This is a genomic window from Pseudoalteromonas sp. T1lg10 (genome assembly GCF_002964545.1).
Classification (GTDB): Bacteria; Pseudomonadota; Gammaproteobacteria; order Enterobacterales; family Alteromonadaceae; genus Pseudoalteromonas.
Genome location: NZ_PQBV01000025.1, coordinates 48069 through 71920, shown reverse-complemented (window position 1 = coordinate 71920; position 23852 = coordinate 48069). Strand labels below are relative to the sequence as shown.

Annotated in this window: 19 protein-coding genes, 2 tRNA genes and 1 pseudogene; 10 read left to right on the top strand and 12 right to left on the bottom strand. The window is 50.3% G+C overall.

The features are described from left to right. Position 1 precedes the first annotated feature (1 nt). Positions 2 to 655, bottom strand: coding sequence for a GMP/IMP nucleotidase (yrfG, locus tag C2M17_RS08340; RefSeq protein ID WP_105200370.1), 654 nt, complete (start codon positions 653 to 655; stop codon positions 2 to 4). Positions 656 to 716: 61 nt separating this feature from the next. Here yrfG and nudE point away from each other — a divergent pair, with 61 nt between their 5' ends. From nudE to C2M17_RS08320, 4 genes are all read left to right on the top strand, one after another. Then, entirely contained in the window at positions 717 to 1268 is a 552-nt protein-coding gene (nudE, locus tag C2M17_RS08335) for an ADP compounds hydrolase NudE (protein WP_105200369.1), read from the top strand. A gap of 24 nt (positions 1269 to 1292) precedes the next feature. Next, positions 1293 to 2096, top strand: coding sequence for a 3'(2'),5'-bisphosphate nucleotidase CysQ (cysQ, locus tag C2M17_RS08330; RefSeq protein ID WP_105200368.1), 804 nt, complete (start codon positions 1293 to 1295; stop codon positions 2094 to 2096). Positions 2097 to 2362: 266 nt separating this feature from the next. Beyond that, positions 2363 to 2439 (top strand) — tRNA-Met (locus tag C2M17_RS08325). Positions 2440 to 2502: 63 nt separating this feature from the next. Beyond that, positions 2503 to 2579, top strand: a tRNA-Met gene (locus C2M17_RS08320). A 239-nt stretch (positions 2580 to 2818) separates the two neighbouring features. Here the strand turns inward: C2M17_RS08320 and C2M17_RS08315 are convergent. Then, positions 2819 to 3115 (bottom strand): hypothetical protein, encoded by a 297-nt coding sequence (locus C2M17_RS08315; RefSeq protein ID WP_105200367.1) that lies wholly within the window; start codon positions 3113 to 3115, stop codon positions 2819 to 2821. 83 nt (positions 3116 to 3198) lie between these two features. Here C2M17_RS08315 and fusA point away from each other — a divergent pair, with 83 nt between their 5' ends. The 5 genes and pseudogenes from fusA to C2M17_RS08290 all read left to right on the top strand — a co-directional run bounded on the left by fusA (position 3199) and on the right by C2M17_RS08290 (position 11636). Next, complete coding sequence (gene fusA / locus C2M17_RS08310; RefSeq protein ID WP_105200389.1) at positions 3199 to 5286, top strand: elongation factor G; 2088 nt, start codon at positions 3199 to 3201, stop codon at positions 5284 to 5286. Positions 5287 to 5541: 255 nt separating this feature from the next. After that, positions 5542 to 7130, top strand: a pseudogene (locus C2M17_RS08305) (alkaline phosphatase). Positions 7131 to 7142: 12 nt separating this feature from the next. Beyond that, positions 7143 to 8930 carry an alkaline phosphatase gene (locus C2M17_RS08300; RefSeq protein WP_105200366.1) on the top strand — a complete coding sequence of 596 codons (1788 nt, stop codon included), beginning with the start codon at positions 7143 to 7145 and terminating at the stop codon, positions 8928 to 8930. Between the two features lie 210 nt (positions 8931 to 9140). Then, entirely contained in the window at positions 9141 to 9878 is a 738-nt protein-coding gene (locus C2M17_RS08295) for a hypothetical protein (RefSeq protein ID WP_105200365.1), read from the top strand. A 1077-nt stretch (positions 9879 to 10955) separates the two neighbouring features. Then, positions 10956 to 11636 (top strand): DUF4145 domain-containing protein, encoded by a 681-nt coding sequence (locus tag C2M17_RS08290; RefSeq protein ID WP_199776010.1) that lies wholly within the window; start codon positions 10956 to 10958, stop codon positions 11634 to 11636. Between the two features lie 161 nt (positions 11637 to 11797). Here the strand turns inward: C2M17_RS08290 and C2M17_RS08285 are convergent, their stop codons facing one another. The 10 genes from C2M17_RS08285 to ubiE all read right to left on the bottom strand — a co-directional run bounded on the left by C2M17_RS08285 (position 11798) and on the right by ubiE (position 21803). Beyond that, entirely contained in the window at positions 11798 to 14434 is a 2637-nt protein-coding gene (locus tag C2M17_RS08285) for an ExeM/NucH family extracellular endonuclease (protein ID WP_105200364.1), read from the bottom strand. A gap of 414 nt (positions 14435 to 14848) precedes the next feature. Further along, a complete protein-coding gene (hemB, locus tag C2M17_RS08280; RefSeq protein ID WP_105200363.1) occupies positions 14849 to 15859 on the bottom strand; it encodes a porphobilinogen synthase in 1011 nt (336 codons plus the stop codon). Between the two features lie 141 nt (positions 15860 to 16000). Then, positions 16001 to 16771, bottom strand: coding sequence for a TatD family hydrolase (locus tag C2M17_RS08275; RefSeq protein ID WP_105200362.1), 771 nt, complete (start codon positions 16769 to 16771; stop codon positions 16001 to 16003). 1 nt (position 16772) lies between these two features. Beyond that, entirely contained in the window at positions 16773 to 17327 is a 555-nt protein-coding gene (locus tag C2M17_RS08270) for a hypothetical protein (RefSeq protein ID WP_105200361.1), read from the bottom strand. Then, the gene (tatC, locus tag C2M17_RS08265) at positions 17324 to 18076 is read right to left on the bottom strand and encodes a twin-arginine translocase subunit TatC (protein ID WP_105200360.1); all 753 of its coding nucleotides are present in this window, start codon (positions 18074 to 18076) and stop codon (positions 17324 to 17326) included. The genes C2M17_RS08270 and tatC overlap by 4 nt, the downstream gene beginning before the upstream one ends. Continuing rightward, complete coding sequence (gene tatB / locus C2M17_RS08260; RefSeq protein ID WP_105200359.1) at positions 18069 to 18464, bottom strand: Sec-independent protein translocase protein TatB; 396 nt, start codon at positions 18462 to 18464, stop codon at positions 18069 to 18071. The genes tatC and tatB overlap by 8 nt, the downstream gene beginning before the upstream one ends. Before the next feature lie 6 nt (positions 18465 to 18470). Beyond that, the gene (tatA, locus tag C2M17_RS08255) at positions 18471 to 18716 is read right to left on the bottom strand and encodes a Sec-independent protein translocase subunit TatA (protein WP_105200358.1); all 246 of its coding nucleotides are present in this window, start codon (positions 18714 to 18716) and stop codon (positions 18471 to 18473) included. Positions 18717 to 18804: 88 nt separating this feature from the next. Beyond that, positions 18805 to 20403, bottom strand: a complete 1599-nt coding sequence (gene ubiB, locus C2M17_RS08250; RefSeq protein WP_105200357.1) for a ubiquinone biosynthesis regulatory protein kinase UbiB — start codon at positions 20401 to 20403, stop codon at positions 18805 to 18807. 2 nt (positions 20404 to 20405) lie between these two features. Beyond that, the gene (locus C2M17_RS08245; protein WP_105200356.1) at positions 20406 to 21038 is read right to left on the bottom strand and encodes a ubiquinone biosynthesis accessory factor UbiJ; all 633 of its coding nucleotides are present in this window, start codon (positions 21036 to 21038) and stop codon (positions 20406 to 20408) included. A gap of 9 nt (positions 21039 to 21047) precedes the next feature. Beyond that, positions 21048 to 21803, bottom strand: coding sequence for a bifunctional demethylmenaquinone methyltransferase/2-methoxy-6-polyprenyl-1,4-benzoquinol methylase UbiE (gene ubiE / locus C2M17_RS08240; protein ID WP_105200355.1), 756 nt, complete (start codon positions 21801 to 21803; stop codon positions 21048 to 21050). A 231-nt stretch (positions 21804 to 22034) separates the two neighbouring features. Between ubiE and C2M17_RS08235 the strand changes: the two genes are divergently transcribed. Then, positions 22035 to 23813, top strand: a complete 1779-nt coding sequence (locus tag C2M17_RS08235) for a DUF885 domain-containing protein (protein ID WP_105200354.1) — start codon at positions 22035 to 22037, stop codon at positions 23811 to 23813. Positions 23814 to 23852: the final 39 nt, after the last annotated feature.

Genomic DNA, 23852 nt, shown 5'->3' with positions numbered 1-23852 from the left:
CCTAGATGGGTAAAATATCCCGATAGTCGGTGATATTTTCATACCCGGCTAGCTGGCGACTCGGTTGCTTGCTATCCGGGTTGGCCACCGCCAGCAGGTGGCCAATACCAAAGCGTTTGGCCGATGCCAGCACAGCCGCACTGTCGTCCACAAACAAGGTGCGCTCCTTATCGAATTTCAAATCCTCTTGCACCTGCTGCCATAAACTCTGCTCTTCCTTACTGACACCATAGTCATGAGTGGAAATAAGCAGATCCAGATACTGATCCAGCTCGGTCATCTCCACCTTCAAGCTTAAACTGTCGCGATGCGCATTGGTGAGCAGAATCAATTCCTTACCCGCCGCTTTTAAGGCCTTGAGAAACACAATAGCGTCATCTCGAATGGAGATAAGGTGTTGTATCTCGCGTTTAAGCTCCATGATCGGCAGCTGTAATTCCTGCTGCCAGTAATCCAGACAATACCATTGCAGTTGTCCATGCACCTCTTCATAGCGCTGGGCTATGATATCGCGGGCTTCGACGAGACTTATTTGGTGGCGCTTGGCATAGGCCTGGGGGATCAGTTCCAGCCAAAAATGATTGTCAAAATGCAGATCCAGTAAAGTGCCATCCATATCCAGTAGCACGGTGTCGATATTGGCCCAATTTGGCATAGGCTTTTCCTATTAAAACAATTATGATGAGCATTAAGGTGATAATAACAAAGTCGCGGCCATGACACAGAAAAAGCATCCAACTCCTCCACAAATTCTCGACACGCAAGTGGTTGCTCAAAGCCGCTTATTCACAGTCGAAACCTTAGATTTATGTTTTTCCAACGGTGAGCAGCGCCAGTATGAACGTATTCGTGGCGGCGGCAGAGGAGCCGTGCTTATAGTGCCGGTTACCGAGCAGGATGAGCTGATCCTGGTGCGCGAGTACTGTGCCGGCACCAATGATTATCAGCTGGGCTTTCCCAAAGGCTTGATCGATCCCGGTGAAAGCCCTGAGCAGGCGGCGGTGCGTGAACTTAAAGAAGAAGTAGGCTTTGGCGCACATAACTTGAAGGCTCTCAAGAAGGTGTCATTGGCGCCAAGCTATTTTAATGCCCATATGCATATTATTGCCGCCACTGAACTTTATCCCGAACGTTTACCCGGTGATGAGCCCGAACCCTTAGAGGTGGTGTACTGGCCAAAATCACAATGGCAGCAACTGTTGGCAGAACCGGATTTTACTGAGGCGCGAAGCGTTGCCGCTTTGCTATTATTAGTGAAGGCTTCCTAGTAAGTTTTAGGAGAGGGGGTAAGATTGCAACAATTCTTAGAGCCATGCATTGAATTGGCTGAACAGGCTGGCTTAGCAATTATGGCGATTTATCGTCAGCCGGATATTGGCAGGCAAGTAAAAGCCGATGATACGCCGGTCACTAAGGCCGACCTTGCGGCGAACGCGGTATTGGTCGCCGGTCTGCAAGAATTAGCAAGCGATATCCCCATTATGTCCGAAGAAACGCCTATTCCCCCCTTGGCGGACAGAAAACACTGGTCTCGTTATTGGTTGTTGGACCCCATGGATGGCACCGGCGAGTTTATTCTTCAAAGCGGCGACTTTGCCGTCAATATTGCCCTGGTTGAGAATAATCGCCCGGTTTTAGGGGTGATCCACTGGCCGGCGAAAAACATCACCTATTATGCCACCTACCAACATGGTGCTTTTAAAAAGAGTGCTAAAGGCATAGAACGCATTAGTGTGGCGCAACCAGGCGGCCTTACGCTAGCGGTCAGTCGCAGGCAAAAACTCGAAGCGGTAAGCCAATACCTAAACACCACATTTGATACCGTACCCTTAGGCTCTTGCTCGTTAAAGGCCTGCATTGTTGCCGAAGGTAAGGCCGACTGCTTTATGCGCATCGGCCCTACAGGCGAGTGGGATACGGGCGCCTCACAGGTGATAGTTGAAGAGGCTGGAGGCAGTATTACCGATGCCGAATTCAATCCTCTGACCTATAATCAAAGGGAGTCGACCGAAAATCCCGACTTTATAGTTATGGGTCATCCCGATTGGGAATGGCAAAAGATGATAAGCCCACATCAACGCTCGCACCACGACTGAATTGGTGGAAAAAGCAGCATCTAGTCGCGTTCTTAGCATTTAAACTTGCATTTTCACTCTTTTGCTATATTATGGCGCTCTCGCTGGCTAGGGGACACTCCTCAATACCAGCGGTAGAAGCTAAATCAGTGTGTTTTTGACAGGGTTGAGTTTCGAAATTTACAGGCGCGGGATGGAGCAGAATGATAAATCATTCGCCGGACTGCTAAGCCTAAAAGCCGAAGGTCGTCGGTTCCCGACGATAATGAAGCTTTAAAGTCTACTGGCGCGGGATGGAGCAGCCTGGTAGCTCGTCGGGCTCATAACCCGAAGGTCGTCGGTTCAAATCCGGCTCCCGCAACCAATTCTTAATTGGATACGCCACTTCTTTCGAAAGCAGAAGCAAAACAACTTTCAAGTCTACTGGCGCGGGATGGAGCAGCCTGGTAGCTCGTCGGGCTCATAACCCGAAGGTCGTCGGTTCAAATCCGGCTCCCGCAACCAATTCCTTGGTAGATTTTCTTATTATTCTCCCTTGAATCTATAATTATCGACCTCCGGTCGTCAGTTCGCTTTCAACGTTCACAGCACCCGCAGCCAATTCTTAGTGTTTTCTCACTTAAAGTTTTCAAATTTATTATTGTTCGACCTACGGTCGCCACCACGGCGTGTCGCGTTCAAATCCGGCTCCCGCAACCAATTCCTTGGTAGATTTTCTTATTAATCTCCCTTTAAATTTATAGTTATCGACCTCTGGTCGTCGGTTCACCTTCAATATTCACAGCTCCCACAAGCACTTTTCTTGTAAACTTTCTCTGATTTCTCACTAGGTCATCCAGGATCGCGACCACTGCGTATCGCCTTGATATCTTGCTCTCGCTAATATCAGCTTGAAATACCACTTCTACCTCGCTTTTCGCGCTCCTAAAATACTGGCCGTACCAAGTTTCGATCTCATTTTTTATCATGGTGCGGCAGCGGGCGACATTTTCAGCATCCGCGAAGACCCGCTCGCTTAGTTTTTCTAAATTTGATTGCATTTTAAGCGGTTTCTATGATGATGTTCGCCACGAGAGGTGATATACTCCCGCCGAATAATTTTTCGACCAATCAGAGTATAGAAATGGCAGATTTATCAAAATACAGAAATATTGGTATTTTCGCGCACGTTGATGCGGGTAAAACGACCTCTACAGAACGTATTCTTAAGCTTACCGGTAAGATCCACAAAATCGGTGACACGCACGATGGTTCTACTACCACTGACTTCATGGAACAGGAAGCTGAGCGTGGTATCACAATCCAGTCAGCTGCGACTACCTGTTTCTGGAAAGACCACCGTTTCAACATCATCGATACTCCTGGACACGTAGACTTTACTATCGAAGTATACCGTTCACTTAAAGTACTAGACGGTGGTATCGGTGTATTCTGTGGTTCTGGTGGTGTTGAGCCGCAATCAGAAACTAACTGGCGCTATGCGAACGAATCTGGCGTTGCTCGTCTGATCTTCGTTAACAAACTAGACCGTATGGGTGCTGACTTCTACCGCGTTGTTGACCAAGTAGAAAATGTACTAGCTGCAACTCCTCTTGTAATGACTCTTCCTATCGGTATCGAAGACGATTTCAGCGGTGTTGTTGACGTTCTTGAGAAGAAAGCATACATCTGGGATGACTCAGGCCTTCCAGAAAACTACGAAGTAACTGACGTTCCTGCAGACATGGTAGACAAAGTTGAAGAATACCATGAGATGCTAATCGAAACTGCAGTTGAGCAAGACGACGACCTAATGGAAGCCTACATGGAAGGTGAAATGCCTTCAATGGAACAGATCAAAGCTTGTATCCGTAAAGGTACACGTGATCTAGCTTTCTTCCCAACTTTCTGTGGTTCTGCGTACAAGAACAAGGGCATGCAGCCTATCCTTGACGCTGTTGTAGATTACCTACCGTCTCCAACTGAAGTTGATCCTCAGCCACTAACAGATCCTGATACAGGTGAAGCGACTGGTGAAGTAGCAACAGTTTCTGTTGACGAGCCGTTCCGCGCACTTGCGTTTAAGATCATGGACGACCGTTTCGGCGCCCTAACCTTTATCCGTATTTACTCAGGTAAGCTTAACAAGGGTGACACCATCCTTAACTCAGCTACTGGTAAAACTGAGCGTATCGGCCGTATGGTTGAGATGCACGCGGACGAGCGTACAGAGCTTTCTTCTGCACAAGCCGGTGACATCATCGCAGTTGTTGGTATGAAGAACGTGCAAACTGGTCACACTCTTTGTGATCCTAAGCACGAATGTACACTAGAGCCAATGATCTTCCCTGATCCAGTAATCTCAATCGCTGTTGCTCCTAAGGACAAAGGCGGTAACGAGAAGATGGGTGTTGCTATCGGTAAAATGGTTGCAGAAGATCCTTCTTTCCAAGTTGAAACTGACGAAGATTCAGGCGAAACCATCCTTAAAGGTATGGGTGAGCTTCACCTAGACATCAAGGTAGACATTCTTAAGCGTACTTACGGTGTAGACCTAATCGTTGGTCAGCCTCAGGTTGCTTACCGTGAAACTATCACTCAAGAAGTTGAAGATAGCTACACGCACAAGAAACAGTCTGGTGGTTCTGGTCAGTTCGGTAAGATCGACTACCGTATCAAGCCTGGTGAGCCTAACTCTGGCTTCACGTTCACTTCTTCAGTTGTTGGTGGTAACGTTCCTAAGGAATTCTGGCCAGCAGTTGAAAAAGGCTTTGCTTCAATGATGGATCAAGGTGTACTTGCAGGCTTCCCAGTGCTAGACGTTGAAGTTGAGCTATTCGACGGTGGCTTCCACGCAGTTGACTCATCAGCCATCGCGTTCGAAATCGCTGCTAAAGGCGCATTCCGTCAGTCTATCCCTAAAGCGGGCCCTCAGCTTCTTGAGCCAATCATGAAAGTTGACGTGTTCACTCCGGAAGACAACGTGGGTGACGTAATCGGTGACCTTAACCGTCGTCGTGGTATGATCAAAGACCAAGAAGCAGGCGCTATGGGCGTTCGCATCAAGGGTGAAGTACCACTATCTGAGATGTTCGGTTACATCGGCCACCTACGTACTATTACTTCAGGTCGTGGTCAGTTCTCTATGGAGTTCTCACACTACTCACCTTGTCCAAACAACGTAGCGGACGAAGTAATTGCAGCTGAAAAAGCGAAAAAAGCTGCTAAGTAATTAGCCGCCTTTTTTACAGAAAAACCCAAGTCCTAGACTTGGGTTTTTTTATGCCTAAAATCTCGCCAGCCAACGGCCTTACTGACTTCTCTCTGTCATATTCTCGTCATCTTAGGGTCAACAAACAGTTATTTTTTAGCAACATTCCTTCACTAGAGTATGGGCTGCAGCAAGGAAATCCCTTGCTTTGAAGCATCAGCGCGACAGAGGCGTATCTCTACCCTGCGCTATTTAACCAATACTCGGGAACCAATCATGAAAGTGACAAAGTTAGCCCTTGCTACATCAGTGGCTCTGGCCCTATCAAGCCAGGCTTTTGCATCTGTTTTGCCAGAAGCACAAGCCAATAGCCAGTGGTATCAAGCCGACCAAGACAAGCTGAACACTAAGCTACAGCAGGCCACTGCAGAGAAAAAAACTAAAGCTAAAAACGTGATCCTTTTTGTCGGTGACGGCATGGGCATTTCGACCCTGACCGCAGCACGTATTCTACAGGGCCAAGACAATAATAAGCTCGGCGAAGAAGGTTACCTTAGCTTCGAGCAATTCCCGTATTCGGCGCAAGTGAAAACCTATAATGTCGATGCCCAGACTCCAGATTCGGCGGGTACCATGACAGCCATGGTTTCCGGTGTAAAAACCGATGCCGGTGTTATCGGTGTTGACGAAGATGTAGAGCGCGGTAACTGCGCATCGGTTGCTGGCAATGAGCTGGTAACGGCGCTGGAACTGGCCGAGATCCGTGGTTTAAGCACCGGGGTTGTCTCAACTGCGCGTATCACCCACGCGACGCCAGCGGCAACCTATGCCAAGTCGGCCGACCGTAACTGGGAAGATGTTTCAGACATGCCAGAAGAAGCGGTTGCCGCAGGTTGTCAGGATATCGCCGCACAGCTGGTTAACTTTGAAAAGAATTTAGAAGCACGCTACCTGGGCACAGATGTCGATGGTATCGAAGTCGTGATGGGCGGTGGTCGTCGCCACTTCTTGCCTAAAGACGAAGCTTTTAACAGTGACGATGCCCTTAGCGCGGTTGAAGGCGACCGCACCGATGGTCTTGATTTAACGGCGCAATGGCAAGAGCAATACGAAAACGGTGTGTATGTTTGGGATCGGCCGGTTTTGAAGCCCTTAGCGATAATGCCGAGCGTGTGTTTGCACTGTTTAATGAATCGCATATGCAGTATGAGCAAGACCGCGAAAACGATATTGCCGGTGAGCCTTCGCTTTCTGAGATGACGGCTAAAGCCATCGATATCCTTGATAACAACGACAAGGGCTTCTTCCTGACCGTAGAATCGGGTCGTATCGATCACGCCCACCATGCCGGTAATGCTTACAACGCTCTGTATGACACCATTGAACTGGCCAAAGCGGTACAGCATGCGGTTGAAAATACCAATCCGGAAGAAACCCTTATCCTGGTTACTGCCGACCACAGCCATGTATTTACCATTGCCGGTTATCCGAAGCGTGGTAACCCTATCCTGGGTCAGGTTGTGGCCGTAGGCAGCGAGAAGCCAACTTTGGCCGCCGATGGTAAGCCTTACACTACCTTGGGTTACGCCAATGGTCTGGGCTTCCGTGACCTGGGCGTTGAAACCGATGCCGATGCCAGCTACAACGATGCGCCTATGGCGGGCCGCCAAGATATCACAGGTATGGACACATCGACTCCTGGCTTCCACCAGGAAGCAACTATTCCATTAAGCTCAGAAACTCATGCCGGTGAAGATATTTCTCTGCATGCCACGGGCCCAGGCGCACACTTGGCGCAGGGTGTTGTTGAGCAAAGCGTGGTTTTCCACATTATCGATTCGGCGCTTGAGTTAACCAAGCAATAAGGAATTAATAAAATGAAAAAGTTAAGTTTTCTTTCTCTAGCAGTGCTGGCTGCATTAGCTGGTTGCTCGGATGATGATGCGCCAAAGACCCTAAGCCTGGACAGCGCTATCCCGGTTGGTGACAGCCAGTGTATCAATGGCGGTGTTTTGACTCAGGTTGGTGCCGACGATAATGGTAACGGCCAGCTGGAGCAAGGCGAAGTAGATGGTAGTAAAACCGTTTGTAATGACGTTAAAACCTCACTGGATGCGTCTGAGCTGGCAAGCTTAACCAGCAACCCTTGGTTTACTGATGCGCAGCAAAAGGTGGGTCAGGCTCAGGAGCGTAGCGAAGCGTTAGCAACAACTACGGCCAAGGCTAAAAACGTGATCCTATTTGTTGGTGATGGCATGGGTGTTTCTACCGTGACTGCGGCGCGTATTCTTGCCGGTCAGCTAGAAGACAAGGCCGGTGAAGAACACCAGCTTAGTTTTGAAGCCATGCCTTACTCTGGTTTCGCAAAAACTTATAACGTCGATGCACAAACACCTGATTCGGCCGGTACCATGACCGCCATGGCCTCGGGCGTAAAAACCGATGCTGGCGTGATCGGTGTGGCCGAAGCGGTAGAGCGCGGCAGCTGTGCTTCTGTTTATGGTAACGAGCTGGTAACGGCATTAGAGCTGGCGGAAATTGCCGGTAAGTCTACCGGTATTATCTCAACGGCACGTATTACCCATGCCACTCCGGCGGCAACCTATGCTAAGTCGGCAGACCGTAACTGGGAAGATGTATCCGATATGCCGGCCGCAGCTGTGGCTGAGGGCTGTCAGGATATCGCCATGCAGCTGGTTAACTTCGAGGAAAACCTGGAAAAACGTTTCGCAGTAGATGTGGACGGTATCGAGGTAGTTATGGGTGGCGGTCGTCGTCACTTCCTGCCTAAAGACCCTGCATTTAACAGTGCCGATGCGCTTAGCAGCACAGAGGGTGATCGTACCGATGGTATCGACCTTACGGCTAAATGGCAGCAAGCCTATCCAAGCGGCACTTATGTGATGGATCAGGCCGGCTTCGATAAGATTGACCCGGCGAGCACAGAGCGCGTATTCGGTTTGTTCAACGAATCACATATGCAGTACGAGCAAGACCGTGCCAATGACGTAGCCGGTGAGCCGTCGCTGGCCGAGATGACCACTAAGGCCATCGACGTACTTGATAATAACAATGAAGGCTTCTTCCTGACTGTTGAAGCGGGTCGTATCGACCATGCTCACCATGCCGGTAATGCTTATAACGCCTTGTATGATACCGTGGCCTTTGCCGATGCGGTACAAGCGGCTATCGACAATACCAACAGCGAAGAAACCCTGATTATCGTTACCGCTGACCACAGCCACGTATTTACCATTGCCGGTTATCCTAAGCGTGGTAACCCAATTCTGGGTAAGGTTGTCGGTGTAGGCAGCGATAAGCCAACTCTGGCTGCCGATAACATGCCTTACACTACCTTGGGTTACACCAATGGTAACGGCTTTAAAGACTTGGGCGCAGAAACCGATGCCGACGCCAGCTATAACGGAGAAATCGTTACCGGTCGTGTTGACCTTAGCGGTATCGATACTGCATCTCCAGGTTTCCACCAGGAAGCCCTGGTACCTATGAGCTCAGAAACGCACGCCGGTGAGGACGTGGGTGTTTATGCTCAAGGCCCTGGCGCGCACTTGGTAACAGGTACCAATGAGCAAAGTTACATCTTCCACGTGATGAACTATGCCGCGGATCTGGTAGAGAAAGCCGAAGCCAAGTTAGCTAAGTAATAAGCCATGGGCCGAGCCGATGCTCGGCCCTGCTTATACCAATTCACTTAAATAGCTAATCATTCTAGCGGGCTAAATATCGTGCTAACTGCGTTAGAATTTTTCTATGTAGAATAACTACATAAGAAAAACTCCGCCTTGTTATCACATCATTTATCCAGCGCTATATTTGCTCACATACCTAACAGAATTGGTATTAAAGGAATGAAAATGAAGTATTTTCCCCTCGCGGCACTGTGTTGTGCCCTAACGGGTGTTGCCCACGCAGCCCCAGCCGAACAATGTGATGCCAATGCCGACGTGCTTAAAGCCAGCTATCAGCAGCAACAGGGCAAGCAGGACGGCAAAGACTTTAACCTGTGGCGTTTGCATCAGGAAGTTGCCCATCAGGCGATGGCTCAGGGCCTTGTTGAAAAATGGCAACGTTTAAGCGCAGGTCAGCTACGTCCAATACGCTATTTTGAGCAATACCAAAGAGGTATTGAGTACCAGCCCGGCGAGCTTAAAAGTCAGGGTCAAAAAATTGAGTGGGCCCAAAAGTATCAGTTAGTAAGCAATGCCTTACTGGAGCAACCGCTGCGCTCTGAGGGGCAGGGCTGCGAACGTGAAGAATTCTATGAGCATGGCAATGAGCAGCACAAGCTGGCCATTACCTGGCTGCCCGAGCTTAAGCTGGTAAAAAGCATGACCCTAAGCCAGCAGGACGATCAAGGTCAGTGGCAGCAAGTAAACAGCTTAAAGCTACAGGGTTATGAGCTTAACCCACAAGCGGTTGAGCGCCAGTTCGCACTTTGGGATAGTTACCAGAGCACCGACTATGCGGATGTTGGCGACAACGAGCAAGACCCCTTTCTGGCAAAAATGATTAACCAGGGTTTTATCGAGCATGGCGCTTCGGGCTTTTACAGCAGTGATGGTCAGGCGCTAAAGGGTGGTCATCATCATTAGTTTTTGTCGGGCCGCCGACAACGGCGGTCTTGTACTGCGCTGACTATCGCGGTCTTGTAGGTCGGTGCTTTGCGCCGACATCAGTGGTTATTTGATAGATATGGTCAGGTCACCGACAACGTTGTAGGTCAGGGTTCACCCTGACAATAAAGCGCTGCAGGAGCTCACTGCCGATACGGCCGACAATTGATAACCTTGCAAGGCTAAAGCCTCGCCTACAGGTAATCGCAGGTATTGTCAGGTAGGTCGGTGCTTTGCGCCGACAAAGGGAGTTACTGATAGATTTTGTCGCGTTGGGTGAGCGCGTTAAGAAAATAGTCCGGTGAACTATTTTTAGCAAGCGAACGCCTTGAGCCAGCGAAAGGCCGGGGACGGCAATCAAGCTTCATGAATGAATTTCTTGCACAGAGGTTAGTTTATGTCGCGTTGGCGACGACAACCAAAGAGGGAGTGATTCGACTCCCTCTTTGGAAACTCCCCGAACCCGTAATTCGCTAATGCTTCCGAACTCAGGTTTTTGTTAAGCGTTCCGCTTAGCTTTCAACACGGTTTAACGAGTCGTCCTGACTCGGTAAACCTAACTACGCAGTCCCCCTCCTCGCAGAGCTCGTCACCTTCAAGCGGCGCGAGTGAAACTGTTCACTCGCTTGTTTCCGCTTTCAGCCTATCTCGTTGTTTCAAGCACACTCCACAACAAAAGCCGATTTCTCCAGCGCGAATCTAAACGGGAAGTGGCGATCCCTGTGAGTGCGGTTTGGAATTCAAAGGCAGTGATCTTTGATCTCGTTATGTTATGTAATAAAACGGCTCGACTATCTAGGATAAAGCAATAACTATATGAAAATAGGGCACATAATAAATTACATAACGAGCCTTAGATGGCTCGATTAAGTGATGGCTCGGTTTAAATTGCACACCAGTTATTGTTTGCAATCAAAATGGCTGGTAACTTTTTGGTATTATTAAATAAAATTTTAGTTAGCGTGAAAAACCTAGGTTGTGGATAACTTCCTTAACCGGGAATTCGCACTAATACACTGTTAAGCGCTTTACTCGGCATCACACCAAGGATAATCAATGAGCTATGTAGCACCCGAAATTACGTTAGATGCTTTTCACTGTCCCTTTTGCGGAACATACGCACATATGGATTGGTCGTGGCTATCTAATAATCGTAAAGGCCAAAATATTGACTACCTAGAAGCTGATTGTTCGAGGTGTAGAAAGTCTAGTCTTTGGCTGGCGAAAGAAAAGCGGAATATTCAGGGTTACATTAAGCCAACATCTGGTGAGATGATCTTTCCGGACTTTGGTTCGGCTCCTCTTCCAGAGGGTGATATGCCCGAAGATGTAATAAAAGATTATCAGGAAGCGGCTAGTATATTTTCAAAGTCCCCGCGTGGTGCTGCTGCATTATTGAGACTTGGGCTGCAAAAACTATGCAAGCATCTTGGAGAAGAAGGAAAAAACATTAATGAAGATATTAGGAATCTGGCGTCGAAAAATATACTGCCGCCACTAGTGGTTAAAGTGGCAGATACTGTCCGAATAGCTGGTAATAACGCCGTTCATCCCGGTGAAATGTCGGATGAGGATTTTGATCATGTAGCCTCAAAGATGTTTGATCTTTTAAATTTCATTGTAAAAAAAGGCATATCGGAACCTAAAGAACTAGAAGCTCTTTACACAATGACTCCAGAGGGGCCTAGAAAAAGTGCGGAAACCCGCGATGCCAAATCTAAATCAGACAGCGCTTAACAAAGTATTGCAGCGGACGAGCCGCTGAATGCGGCGTTAATTCAAAGCAGACAGCTATTAAACTTACAACAAGCACCATGGCGTGCATTTCCATTAATAATTCTCAACAAAAAGGGCAGAGATGATATCTGCCCTTTTTAGTCATAAGCGCTTTAGTGCAATTAGTACTTAGTAGCGCGGTAACGCAGGGTTACTTCACCGTAAGGCTGGCTGCCCTGAACGCGTACCTTCCACTTGCCCGCGTTTGGGTTAGTGAACTGGCACAGCTCCTCTGAGCCGCTGTTGCGTGAGGCGCAATCGGCGTGCTTAACGGTGCCGCGGCGTTGCCTGCTGACATAGAGATCCGCATCGCCCCAGCCGCCTACCAGTTCGATATCCAGGTAATCGAAATCGCTAGGTAACTCTATGGTGAAGTTTTTCGGTTGGAACGAGCCGCTGATGGCGGTGAATTCGCCGCTGAGTTCTTCGCTTGGCTTTGGCTCTGCCTTAATAGCGACAATCACGGGGTCGTGATCCGAAGCGCGGTACGCATGGTCAGCGTACCAGCTGGCTTGTTGCTCTTGTGTTTTAAATTCCAGATTGTAATCCAGCACGCGCGGTTCATCGGCATTGATATGCCAATCCGTTGCTGCGACCACCTTGGCCATCAGACTGGGTGATGCGAGGGCATGATCCAGACTACCCATGCGGCCTTGGAAGTTATAGGAGTAGCTCAGGTTATCACCGTCCAGAGTCGGTAGCACGTTAGCAAAACCGGCGTCAGCAAAGGCTTGCATCGGCTCTTCCATGGCGTAGGCATTAATATCACCTACCAGTATGATGTCCTCGTCTTCAACACCGGTCGGGTGATTAGCAAGCCAGCTGGCAAATTCATTGGCGCCGGCAACTCGGGTGGCGTTAAAGCAGGCCTGGCCGTCATTTTGATCTGCATCCAGACCTTGAGCGTTGCCACAGCCGCCTTTTGACTTAAGATGCGCAACGGCAACGGTCAGCACCTCATCGGTGGCAATATCTTTAAATGTTTGCGCTATGGCGGCGCGGTTGCCATAGGCAAATGCACCCTGGTTGTTAATGGCGGCAAGGCCATTTTCCTCTACCTTGTCCTTGCGATAAATCAGCGCCGTGGTGATGGCATCGCTACCGACTTGGTCGACACCAAAATCGACAAAGGCATATTCGCCCTCGCTGCTGGCCGCATTCAGGGCGTTAACCAAAGAGCTCAGGGCACTGAAGTCACCAAAGCCATCGTTTTCGATTTCCATCAGGCCGATAATATCCGCGTTCATGGCGGTGATGGCGCTGACCAGTTTCTGCTCCTGGCGAATAAATTCTTCCAGGCTGTCGGCACCGCGAGCGGTGGGGAAGCCACCTTGCTGACCATCGCCATTGAAGTAGTTTAAGACGTTAAAGCTGGCTACCTTGATATCGCCCTCGGCCAAAAGCTGAGGTGCGTCCGTGCGTGGATTGGCGGCAACAAACTGAGGTGCCGTGCTTGGGTGCAGACGGTAACGATCAAAACCATATCCCAGTACCCCGGTCAGGTCGCTGACCGTGTCGCCCAGGCGCAGCGTGTTATAGGCATCAAGTCCTGGCGCCGGGTAGGCTATGTGAGCTGGGTTTTGACGGGTTGAGCCATCATCAAGCAGTAATTGCTTTAACAGGTTATCGGCTTCTACCGCATTGGCGGCAGCGCCGGGCAGGGCAACCTGAGTGCCTTGATACAAACGCTCGCTGGCCAGGCCTACTTCGCCGTAGCGCGCCAAGTTGTAGTTATCGACCACATACAGGGGCTGGGCAAGAGTCACCAGCATGCCTTCATAGGCTTCCAGGTCGTTTACATCCGCTACCGGCAGGGTCAATGGGGTTGCGCTCACCGCGGCGGTGCCACAATCGACCAGGGCGGTTACATCTTTAAGCTGGGTAGCGCCATAGTATTCGGCTACCGTGGCGATTAGGCGCACTCGCTCACCGACATTCACGTTATTATTCCTGTGATATACGAAGATACCTTCCGAAGTGCTTGGGTCGTTATCGCTTTGCAGTGAAGATAAGAAGAAGCCACTCAGCTCATTGCTGTTTTGGAAGTCGGCACTGACCACTGCCTCAACCACCACCTGCTCACCGGCCATGGGGCTGACCGCACCATTACCCTGAATGCTGTGGATGGCCGTGGCGGTATCAGCACAGGTCAGGCTGAAATCCGGCTCTGGTTCAGGCTCTGGCTCAACCGGCGGGTTAGTGCCCAGATACTGACCGAGATCGCTAAAGTTATCATTGCCGGCGCCGCTAAAATAAGCGCTTGGATCATAAGGTGAGGTGATATCCGTGCGTGCCGGTGTGCCATTGATGCGGCGCAGGGTATTGTTTTGTGTTGTACTTGTGCCAGCACCCCAGCTTGAGCCTGGGTCCATACCCACCTGACCCATGCTGTCGATAACCTCGCCTTGCTTGCTCAGTACTATGGCATCATCACCATTAAACCAGCCGCTGCCATTGGTTAAAGAAGCGGTTGCAAGTATCTCTGCCGCCGCCAGACTATGAGCGGCAACATACACGCCTTGCGGCGCTAAGGTGCCCGTCAGCGGTAGGGTTAAGCCGGCGCTGCTGCTGCCGTTAAAATAAAAGGCTAACTGGTACTGGCTTAAATCGATTTCGCTGTCGGTCGGGTTGTAAAGCTCGATGGCCTTGTTATTGCTGCTGCCTTCAACGTATTCGGAGATAAAAATATCCGCTTGTGCCGAGAGCGACACAAAGGCGCTGGCAACCGCCAGTGCTATCGGTGTAAAGGTGTTTTTCATGGTATGAATCCCGTGTTTCTAGTTAGATTAACCCTTAAAGGGGTACATAGTTTACGGGGGAGAGGTTACACTTAGGTGTCAATAATTTAACCTAAATGTGATGATTTTAGGGTCTGTTGACCTTTGTTGTTTGTTTCTGCAGCAGTTTGTAGCGGATTTATACAAGGCGGCACATGTGTGGTGTAGTTATTCTACATGAACATGTAACAACACAGTAGAAATGCGCTACAAGCGCTGCCCTACGGGTTCATCTAAACGCATCCTGCTCTGTGTTACTCGCTATGAACATAGAATGACTATGCATCATAACGAGCGTCGTGATCAGAATGCGTTTAGATTGAACATAAAGTAAACAGCAAAGATAAACAGACCCTAATAAAAGGACGATAACCCAAGCTACCGTCCTCTAAGAAATTATTTCTCGTTAAGCCAAACAGCGGCTTGTTTGGCGAAGTAGGTAAGAATGCCGTCGGCACCAGCACGTTTAAAGGCCAGCAGGGATTCCATTATGGTGTCACGCTCGTTTAACCAGCCGTTGTTAATGGCGGCCATATGCATGGCGTATTCGCCGCTTACCTGATAGGCAAAGGTAGGTACCGCAAATTCGTCCTTTACGCGACGGACAATATCCAGATACGGCATGCCCGGCTTTACCATCACCATGTCGGCGCCTTCTTGCAGGTCCAAAGCCACTTCACGCAAGGCTTCGTCCGAGTTGGCCGGGTTCATCTGATAGGTTTTCTTATCCGCACCCTTAAGGTTACCCGCAGAGCCCACCGCATCGCGGAACGGGCCATAGTAGCTGGACGCATACTTGGCCGAGTAGGCCATGATTTGCGTATGGATAAAACCATGTTCTTCCAGGGCTTCACGAATGGCGGCGATACGGCCATCCATCATATCCGATGGGGCCACCACATCGGCACCAGCCTCGGCATGAGACAGCGCCTGCTTCACTAGGATTTCCGTGGTCACGTCGTTGATCACATAGCCGTTGTCATCAATGATGCCGTCCTGACCATGTACCGTGAAGGGGTCTAATGCCACATCTGTGATCACCCCAAGCTCAGGTACCGCTTCTTTAAGGGCGCGTACAGTGCGTTGAGCCAAACCTTCCGGGTTGTAGGCTTCTTCCGCGTGCAGCGACTTTTTATCGCCAGGCGTCACCGGGAACAAGGCAATGGCAGGCACACCAAGGGCTGCCAATTCTTTGGCTTCTTCAACCAGAAGATCGATAGACAGGCGCTCAACGCCCGGCATCGACTCTACCGCTTCGCGACGGTTTTTTCCTTCCAACACAAAAACGGGGTAGATCAGATCATTGACGCTAAGCTCATGCTCTTGGGTCAAACGGCGTGAAAAGTCGTTTTTGCGCAAACGGCGCATACGGGTGTAAGGAAATAAATCGAGTCCTGATTGAGGCATGGTGCTCTCCTGTACATTGAGTGTAAGCCGGCAAGGCGATGCCGCGCAGTATAGTTGGCCATTTTACCAGCTAATCCAAGGGGATGCTCTGGCAATGAGATAATTTGTTGATGTCGCGCATAGTTATCGGCGCGTTTGTCTTTAGCGGTCGAGGGCAAACAGGGTGTTGAAGTTGGCGATGCTGAGGGCGCTTATTTGTTCTTCCGGTACCCGATAATGTTCGCTTAGATGCGCAACTACATAGGGCAGATGAGCCGGTTCGCAGCGGCGTGATTTAGGCTTAGGGCTAATGGTGCGCGGCAACAAATAGGGGGCGTCGGTTTCCACAAGCAGCTTATCCATGGGAATAACATTGAGCGCATCGTTAAGCTCGCCGCTGCGGCGCTCGTCGCATACCCAGCCGGTAATGCCCAGATACAGGCCCAGGTCTAAATAATTTTGTGCCTGCTGGCGGTTGCCGGTAAAGCAGTGCAATACCCCGCGGGGTTGATACTCACGTAGCATGGCAAGCATATCGTTATGGGCATCACGCTCGTGTAAATACACCGGCATATTGAGCTCGTTAGCAAGTGCTAACTGACTGGCAAATATTTTTCTTTGCTGGGGGCGGGGTGAAAAGTCACGGTTATAGTCAAGGCCGCATTCGCCTATGGCAATCACTTCCTTGGCCTGGGCCATGGCGCTGAGATTGGCGGCGAAATCGTCCGTGGCATCCTTGGCATTGTGGGGGTGAATGCCGGCGCAACTATAAAGGTTAAATTGCTGCGCCAGAGCCAGCGCTTCTCGGCTGTCGGCTTCATCGCAGCCGATCACCATCATGGATTGAACGCCGGCCTCGCGAGCGCGGGCAACAACGGCATCAAAGTCATGGCGAAATTGACTGCTGCTGAGGTTAACGCCGGCGTCGATCATATTAGTCGGTGCGTTTTACGCGGATACTTTTATTGCTGCCTTGTTTTTTCAACAAGAAGGAATTGAACATGGCGCGACTGATCACTACGGTATCGTTTTTACTGATACGGAATGATTCAGTGCCAACCTGGCGCCAGCGCTGACCGTTGTCCAGGGTAATGATAAGCTCACCGTATGGCGCTTCTTTAATGCTGCTGACCTTGGCTACAAGTTCATCACCATTTTCTTCATTGCGCTGTTTGTGCTCTAAGCCAAAATCACCCTTGTCTTTTTTGCCCTTGTTGGCGGCGTTTGCATTGGCATTGCCTGCAGCCGCGGCAGAAGCCTCTGCGCCTTTGCCTTGTGACTTACCAGCCTTGTTAGCAGGCACATTGGCAGGCATGCTGTCGATTGGTTTGCCGGCCATGATGTTGTCATAACATAAAAGGCGACGAAAATCGTTTTCGATAAAGCTACACGCTTTTAAGGCCTGAATATTTACACCATCATCGGCCTGAGCCGTGGTGCTTAGGGTGGCTAGTAATGCTAGCGAGGCGGGCACGAGGTATTTTTTCATTGCTTTTCTTCCTGTGATTCTTCCGATGACGGTTTCGCGCTGTAAAATGCAGCCAAAATAAGGCCAAGCTCAAATAATAACAGCATGGGCAAGGCAAGCAAGGTTTGTGATAGCACATCCGGTGGCGTTAGAAACATCGCCAGTACAAAGGCACCGACCACTATATAAGGGCGCTTTTCTTTAAGGCTGGTGGTCGAGGTGACGCCGCTCCAGCATAACAACATGATGGCGACGGGAATTTCAAAGGCGATGCCAAAGGCCAAAAACAACTTAAGTACAAAGCCTAAGTAGCTGCTGATATCCGGCGTCAGGGTCATGACCTCGGGGCCAATGCCGGTGAAAAAGCTGAGGATAATCGGCAGCACGACAAAATAACAAAAGGCGATACCGCCGTAAAACAGCACTATGCTTGAGAGCAGCACGGGGATCAGCATACGCTTTTCATGGGCGTATAAGCCGGGCGCTATAAAGGACCAGATTTGGTGCAAAATAAAGGGAATGGCGGCAAAAAGCGCGACAAACAAGGTCAATTTAAAGGGCGTAAACAGCGGGGCCGTCACATCTGTGGCGATCATCTGGCTGTTTTCAGGCAGATTTTCTACCAAGGGGTTGGCGACGAAGGAGTAAATATCATTGGCGAAATAAGCCAGGCCAATAAAGATCACCAATACCGCAATCACAGAGCGCAACAAGGTGTTACGCAGTTCAAGTAAGTGCGAAATAAAGCCGGATTGCGCGGGTTCAGTCATGATTTTTCTTTGTGCTTTGCAGGTCGTTGCTGGTGTCTGTGGTAGGCTCGGACGTTATGCCCGCTTGCTCTTTATTCTGGACGCTTGTTGCCGTGCTATCCGTATTCTCATAGCTGCGTGTGACCGACTGTGCGGCGCGCTGTAATTGCGCCACCGATTCTTGCAGTTCCGGGGAAATATCGCTCATATTTTGCTGCTCGGCTTTTTTGAGGTTCTGATGTAGCTCATGCACGCGCAGCTCTTCGCTGACTTCGGCGGAAATATGATTAGCCATGGTTTTGATTTTGCGTATCCAGGTGCTGACGGTACGTATGGCCACCGGCAAACGCTCGGGGCCCAATACGATCAGGCCAACTATGGCCACAACCAGCAATTCCCACATGCCCATCGGCGCTTATACCTTGTCTTTATCTTGCGCAGCGGTTTTATCGGCGGCCGGGTTGGTCGCGTTATCTTGCTCGCTGATCTTTTCTTGAGTGGTCGTTTCGGTTTTATCTTCGTCTTTTACGGCCTTCTTAAAACCTTTCACCGCACTGCCTAGATCGCTGCCGATGTTACGTAGTTTTTTGGTGCCGAATAGCAATACGATGATCGCTAAAACGATAAGTAGCTGTACCCAGCCGACGTTACCAATGCCCATATTATGTACTCCAATATGCGGATAATTGTTCGACGAGTATACCTTGTACTACGTCGAGCTAATAGTATAAATCTTTACGGGGGAGACCCTATCCCTTTCGCCAACCCAGCCAACAAAGGCCTGCTCCCAAGGTGGCGCTAAGTGCGGCCCCAGTATACCAGTGGTTGATGACCAAAATACTACTGACTATCAAGGCACTGCAACCAATTAAGGTAAGCAGCACGGGTTTGTGGTTATTGGCCTGGGGTGGCGGCTGCAGATGCTGGCGCTTCAGCGCGTGATAGAGCAAATCCGGGATCTCGGGCATCTTTTCCGCCCAAAATGGCAAATTAGCATACATTTGCTTGGCCACGGCCCAAGGACCTACTTGTTGTTTGACCCAATCTTCCAAGAAAGGTTTCGCCGTTTGCCACAGGTCCAACTGCGGGTAGAGCTGGCGACCCAGGCCTTCAACATAGAGCAAGGTTTTTTGCAGTAACACCAGTTGCGGCTGCACTTCCATATTAAAACGTCGTGCCGTATTGAACAGGTTAACGAGCACATGGCCGAAGGAGATCTCCGCCAGCGGCTTATTAAAAATGGGCTCACACACGGTGCGAATAGCAAATTCGAATTCTTCTATGCTGGTATCGGCGGGCACCCAGCCCGAGTCCACGTGCAGCTCCGCCACCTTGCGGTAATCGCGGTTGAAAAAGGCGATAAAGTTCTCTGCCAGGTAGCGTTTATCGTCCTTGTTCAGGGTGCCGACAATGCCGCAGTCTATGCCTATATACTGCGGGTTGTGCGGGTTCTCGTGAGAGACAAAAATATTGCCCGGGTGCATATCGGCATGGAAGAAGCTGTCGCGGAATACCTGAGTAAAGAAGACCTCAACGCCACGCTCGGCCAGCAACTTCATATTGGTACCTTGCTTTAGCAGGGCATCGGTGTCGGAGACAGGAATACCGTAAATGCGCTCCATCACCAGCACATTGCTGCGGCTGTAATCGCTGTACACATAGGGAATGTAGAGGGATTCAGAACCTTCAAAGTTGCGTCTGAGCACAATGGCATTGGCGCCTTCACGCATTAAATCCAGCTCATCGAGCAGGGTTTTCTTATACTCTTTGACCACCTCAACCGGGCGTAAACGACGGCCCTCGCGCAGTAGTTTGGCCACCACCTTGGCGCATTGTTGCATCAGGGTCAGATCCGCATCGATCTGCTTTTTGATATCGGGGCGAATGACCTTAACCACCACTTCCTGATGCTCGCCGCTGCCATCGGCCAGCTTGGCGGTATGTACCTGAGCGATGGAGGCAGAGGCTAATGGGGTGGTGTCGAATTCGCTGAAAACGGCGCTAATATCGTCGATTTCTAACGCCTGTTCGATAATTTTCTGCGCCAGGTCGCCGCTAAACGGCGGCACCTGGTCTTGCAGCAGCGCCAGTTCGTTGGCGATCTCAGGAGGCAAGAGGTCGCGGCGGGTAGACAGCATTTGTCCAAATTTAATCCACACCGGCCCTAGGGTTTGCAGGGCCAGGCGTAGGCGCATGCCAGCGGGTTTGTCGCGATGGCGGTTGCGCAACCAAAAGGCGCTGCTTCTGGCCAGTTTGGCAAACCAGGGCAGTTTATGGCGCGGCAGCAGCTCATCAATGCCGTATTGCAATAAGGTTTTGGTGATGAAATACAGTCGCGCTACGGCCACAATTAACCTCTTGTTTGCTGCATTGGCATTTGCGCCAATAGTTTATCTAGGCGCTGTTCCAGCTGTTGGACATCGCTCTTTAATTGGCGATTCTGACGCGTGAATTGGGTCAGTTCCAGCGGGTGAATGCTTACTTTAAGCTCGTCTTGTAACAGCGTCAGCAGGATATGATCCAGCTTGCCTTGTGCTTCTAACGCCCGGGCTTTGCTTTGGCTGACAGCTTGCCATAATAACTGCGCTGGCGCATCGCCGATATATTGCGACCAATGTTCCGGCCAGTCGATATCGAGCTCGCTAAAGGCCTGACTAAAGGCCTGGGCAAGATGAATATCGCCGTCGATATCGAGTTTATGTTGGCGGATAAGCTGGGTCAGGCGCGATGGCTCTTTAAGCTTCATCAGGGTGTCGGTATCGGCACTGATAAAGCAATCACTGTACTCGGGCTGTGCATCATGCACTTGCAGCATCAGGCCTTCGCTGGCGTAGACGACGCTGATAAATTGCTGCCAGTCGCGCACATGCACCACCAGGCTCTGCCCCTGTACCTTGGCAAGGCGGGCCTGCACCTGAGGGTCGAGGGAGATTAGCCTGTTGGCGAGTGTTTCTACGGCGGCGATAGCAAAATGCCCGAGCATGGCCGCTCCTTAAAACTTAAAGCCGCGATGCAGGGCAACGATACCGCCGCTCATATTCTGATAGCTGGTCTGCTCAAAGCCCACGTCTTTCATCATGCCCTCTAATGTTTCTTGATCCGGGTGCATACGAATAGACTCGGCAAGGTATTTGTAAGACTCGCTGTCATTGAGCACTACCTGGCCCACCTTAGGCAGAATATTGAAGGAATAGATATCATAAAGCTTAGTCAGTACTTCATGCTCAGGCTTGGAGAATTCCAACACCAGCAGACGACCGCCTGGCTTAAGCACGCGATACATGGAAGCCAAAGCCTTGCTTTGGTCGGTCACGTTACGTAGACCAAAGGCGATGGTGATCACGTCTATGCTGTTGTCCGGAAACGGCAGCTCTTCGGCGTTCATCTGTACATATTCGATGTTGCTAACCAGGCCACGGTCGCGCAATTTGTCACGACCTACCTTGAGCATCGAATCATTGATATCGCCCAAGATCACGCGGCCGGTATCGCCAACCAGCTGGCTGAATTTAGCGGTCAGGTCGCCGGTACCACCGGCTAAGTCAAGAATTGTCTGGCCTTTGCGGGCGCCCGAGCTGGCTATGGTTACGCGTTTCCATAGACGATGAATGCCAAAAGAGAGCAAATCATTCATTAAATCGTATTTAGCTGCGACCGAGTGGAAAACATCGGCAACATGAGCCGCTTTTTCGTTTGCCGCGACCGTTTTATAACCAAAATGCGTGGTTTTTTGCTCAGCTTCTTTCATGGTAATTCAAGCCTAGAGGGAATTTGGCCATAGTGTACTTGAGGGCCCGTAACAGCTCAAGGATTAAGCCATTTTTACGCTCGCTCTGATTTTGCCTAATGCCTATAACGGCAGGGCACAAAACAGCGAGGCGAACAAAAGAAGGGAGATTTGGTCGCATCGACTTTGACACACATAGCCGCTGGGCTAGAGTAGGGCATCATAGTGCATTGCAATAACGAGAACAGAAATATGCAGTCTCCCTTTAAGTTGAAAACATTGGCCCTGGCCACTGCCTTGGTATTGGGCGTTAGTGCCTGTGCGGCGCCCAGCAAAACCGCGCCCCTGAACCAGGATGAGACCTTTACCCAGGTCGCCGAGCAAATCGTCAAATATCGCGAAAGTGTGAATCCTTACAGGCAAGAGGTGGACGGTTATCTGCTGGCCAACCTCAGCCCCGAGTACCTCAAGGCGCAGTACGAGCAACGCCAGGCCTTGCTTGCCCAGCTTGATGCCATAGATAGCGAGGCACTCAGCGGCGAGAACAAGATCAATCTACAGATTATCCGCGCTCAGGTGCAGAACCAGCTGGATGAGTATCGCTTTAATACCCATTATATGCCGCTGACCTCAGAGTACGGCTTTCACTCGTCGCTGTCCTTTATGGTTGCCCGTGGCGATTACAGCTCAAAAGCTGGTTTTGAAACCTACCTTAAGCGCTTAAGCCAGGTGCCGCGTTTCTTCGAGCAGAATATTTATTGGATGAACAAGGGCCTGGAAACCGGTCTGACTCAACCTAAGGCGGTACTCGCCGGTTATGAAGAGTCCATCAGCGCCTTTTTGGTGACTGATGTTACCGAATCCGAGTTTTATGGGCCTTTTAAGCAAAATACCGCCGGTATCAGCGATGATGAATTTGCCCTGCTACAAAGTCAGGCCAAGGAAGTGATCGGCAAGCAGGTGTTGCCGGCGTATCAAAACTACTATGACTTTTTCGTTAACACCTATCGCCCCGGTGCCCGCGATACCATAGGCATCTCTAATGTGCCTAACGGCGAGGCCTTTTATGCCAATCGCGCCAAGCATTACACCACCACCGAGATGACGCCAAAGGAAATCCATGAACTGGGTTTGCAGGAAGTAAAACGCATCCGTGGTGAGATGCAGGCGATCATCGAAGAGCTTGGCTTTGAAGGCAGTTTTGCCGACTTTGTTGAGTTCTTGCGTACCGATCCGCAGTTTTACGCCACCACCCCGGAAGAGTTGCTGAAGGAAGCGTCTTATATCGCCAAAAAGATGGACGCTCAGTTGCCAAAATTGTTTAAGGAGTTGCCGCGTAAGCCGTATGGTGTTGCGCCGGTTCCCGCCAACATAGCCCCTAAATACACCACGGGCCGCTACTCGGGCTCCAGCCGTGATGACGAAGCTGGCTTCTACTGGGTCAACACCTATGCCCTGGATAAGCGCCCCTTGTATGTGTTGGAAGCACTGACCTTGCACGAAGCGGTACCGGGTCATCACCTGCAAATTTCCCTTAATGCCGAGCTGGATTACCTGCCAAGCTATCGCCGTAATGCCTATCTATCGGCCTTTGGTGAAGGCTGGGGTTTGTACAGTGAATACTTGGGTATTGAAGCGGGCTTCTATCAAGACCCTTATAGCGACTTTGGTCGCCTCACCTATGAAATGTGGCGTGCGGCGCGTTTAGTGGTGGATACCGGCATGCATATGTTCGGTTGGTCGCGCCAGCAGGCGCTGGATTTTATGAGCGAAAACACAGCATTATCACTGCATAATGTGAAAACGGAAACGGATCGCTATATCTCCTGGCCGGCTCAGGCACTGTCGTACAAAATTGGCGAGCTGACCATTAAGCGCTTACGTGCCAAGGCGGAAAAAGCCCTGGGTCATGACTTTGACGTGCGCGAGTTCCACTATCAGGTCTTGCGTCATGGTTCTATTCCACTTAATGTACTAGAGCAGCAAATTGACCAGTATATTGCTGAGGCATTAGCGACCAAGAAAAGCTAGAATGCTGAAATATTACAAGAAATTGGGCGCCTAAGGCGC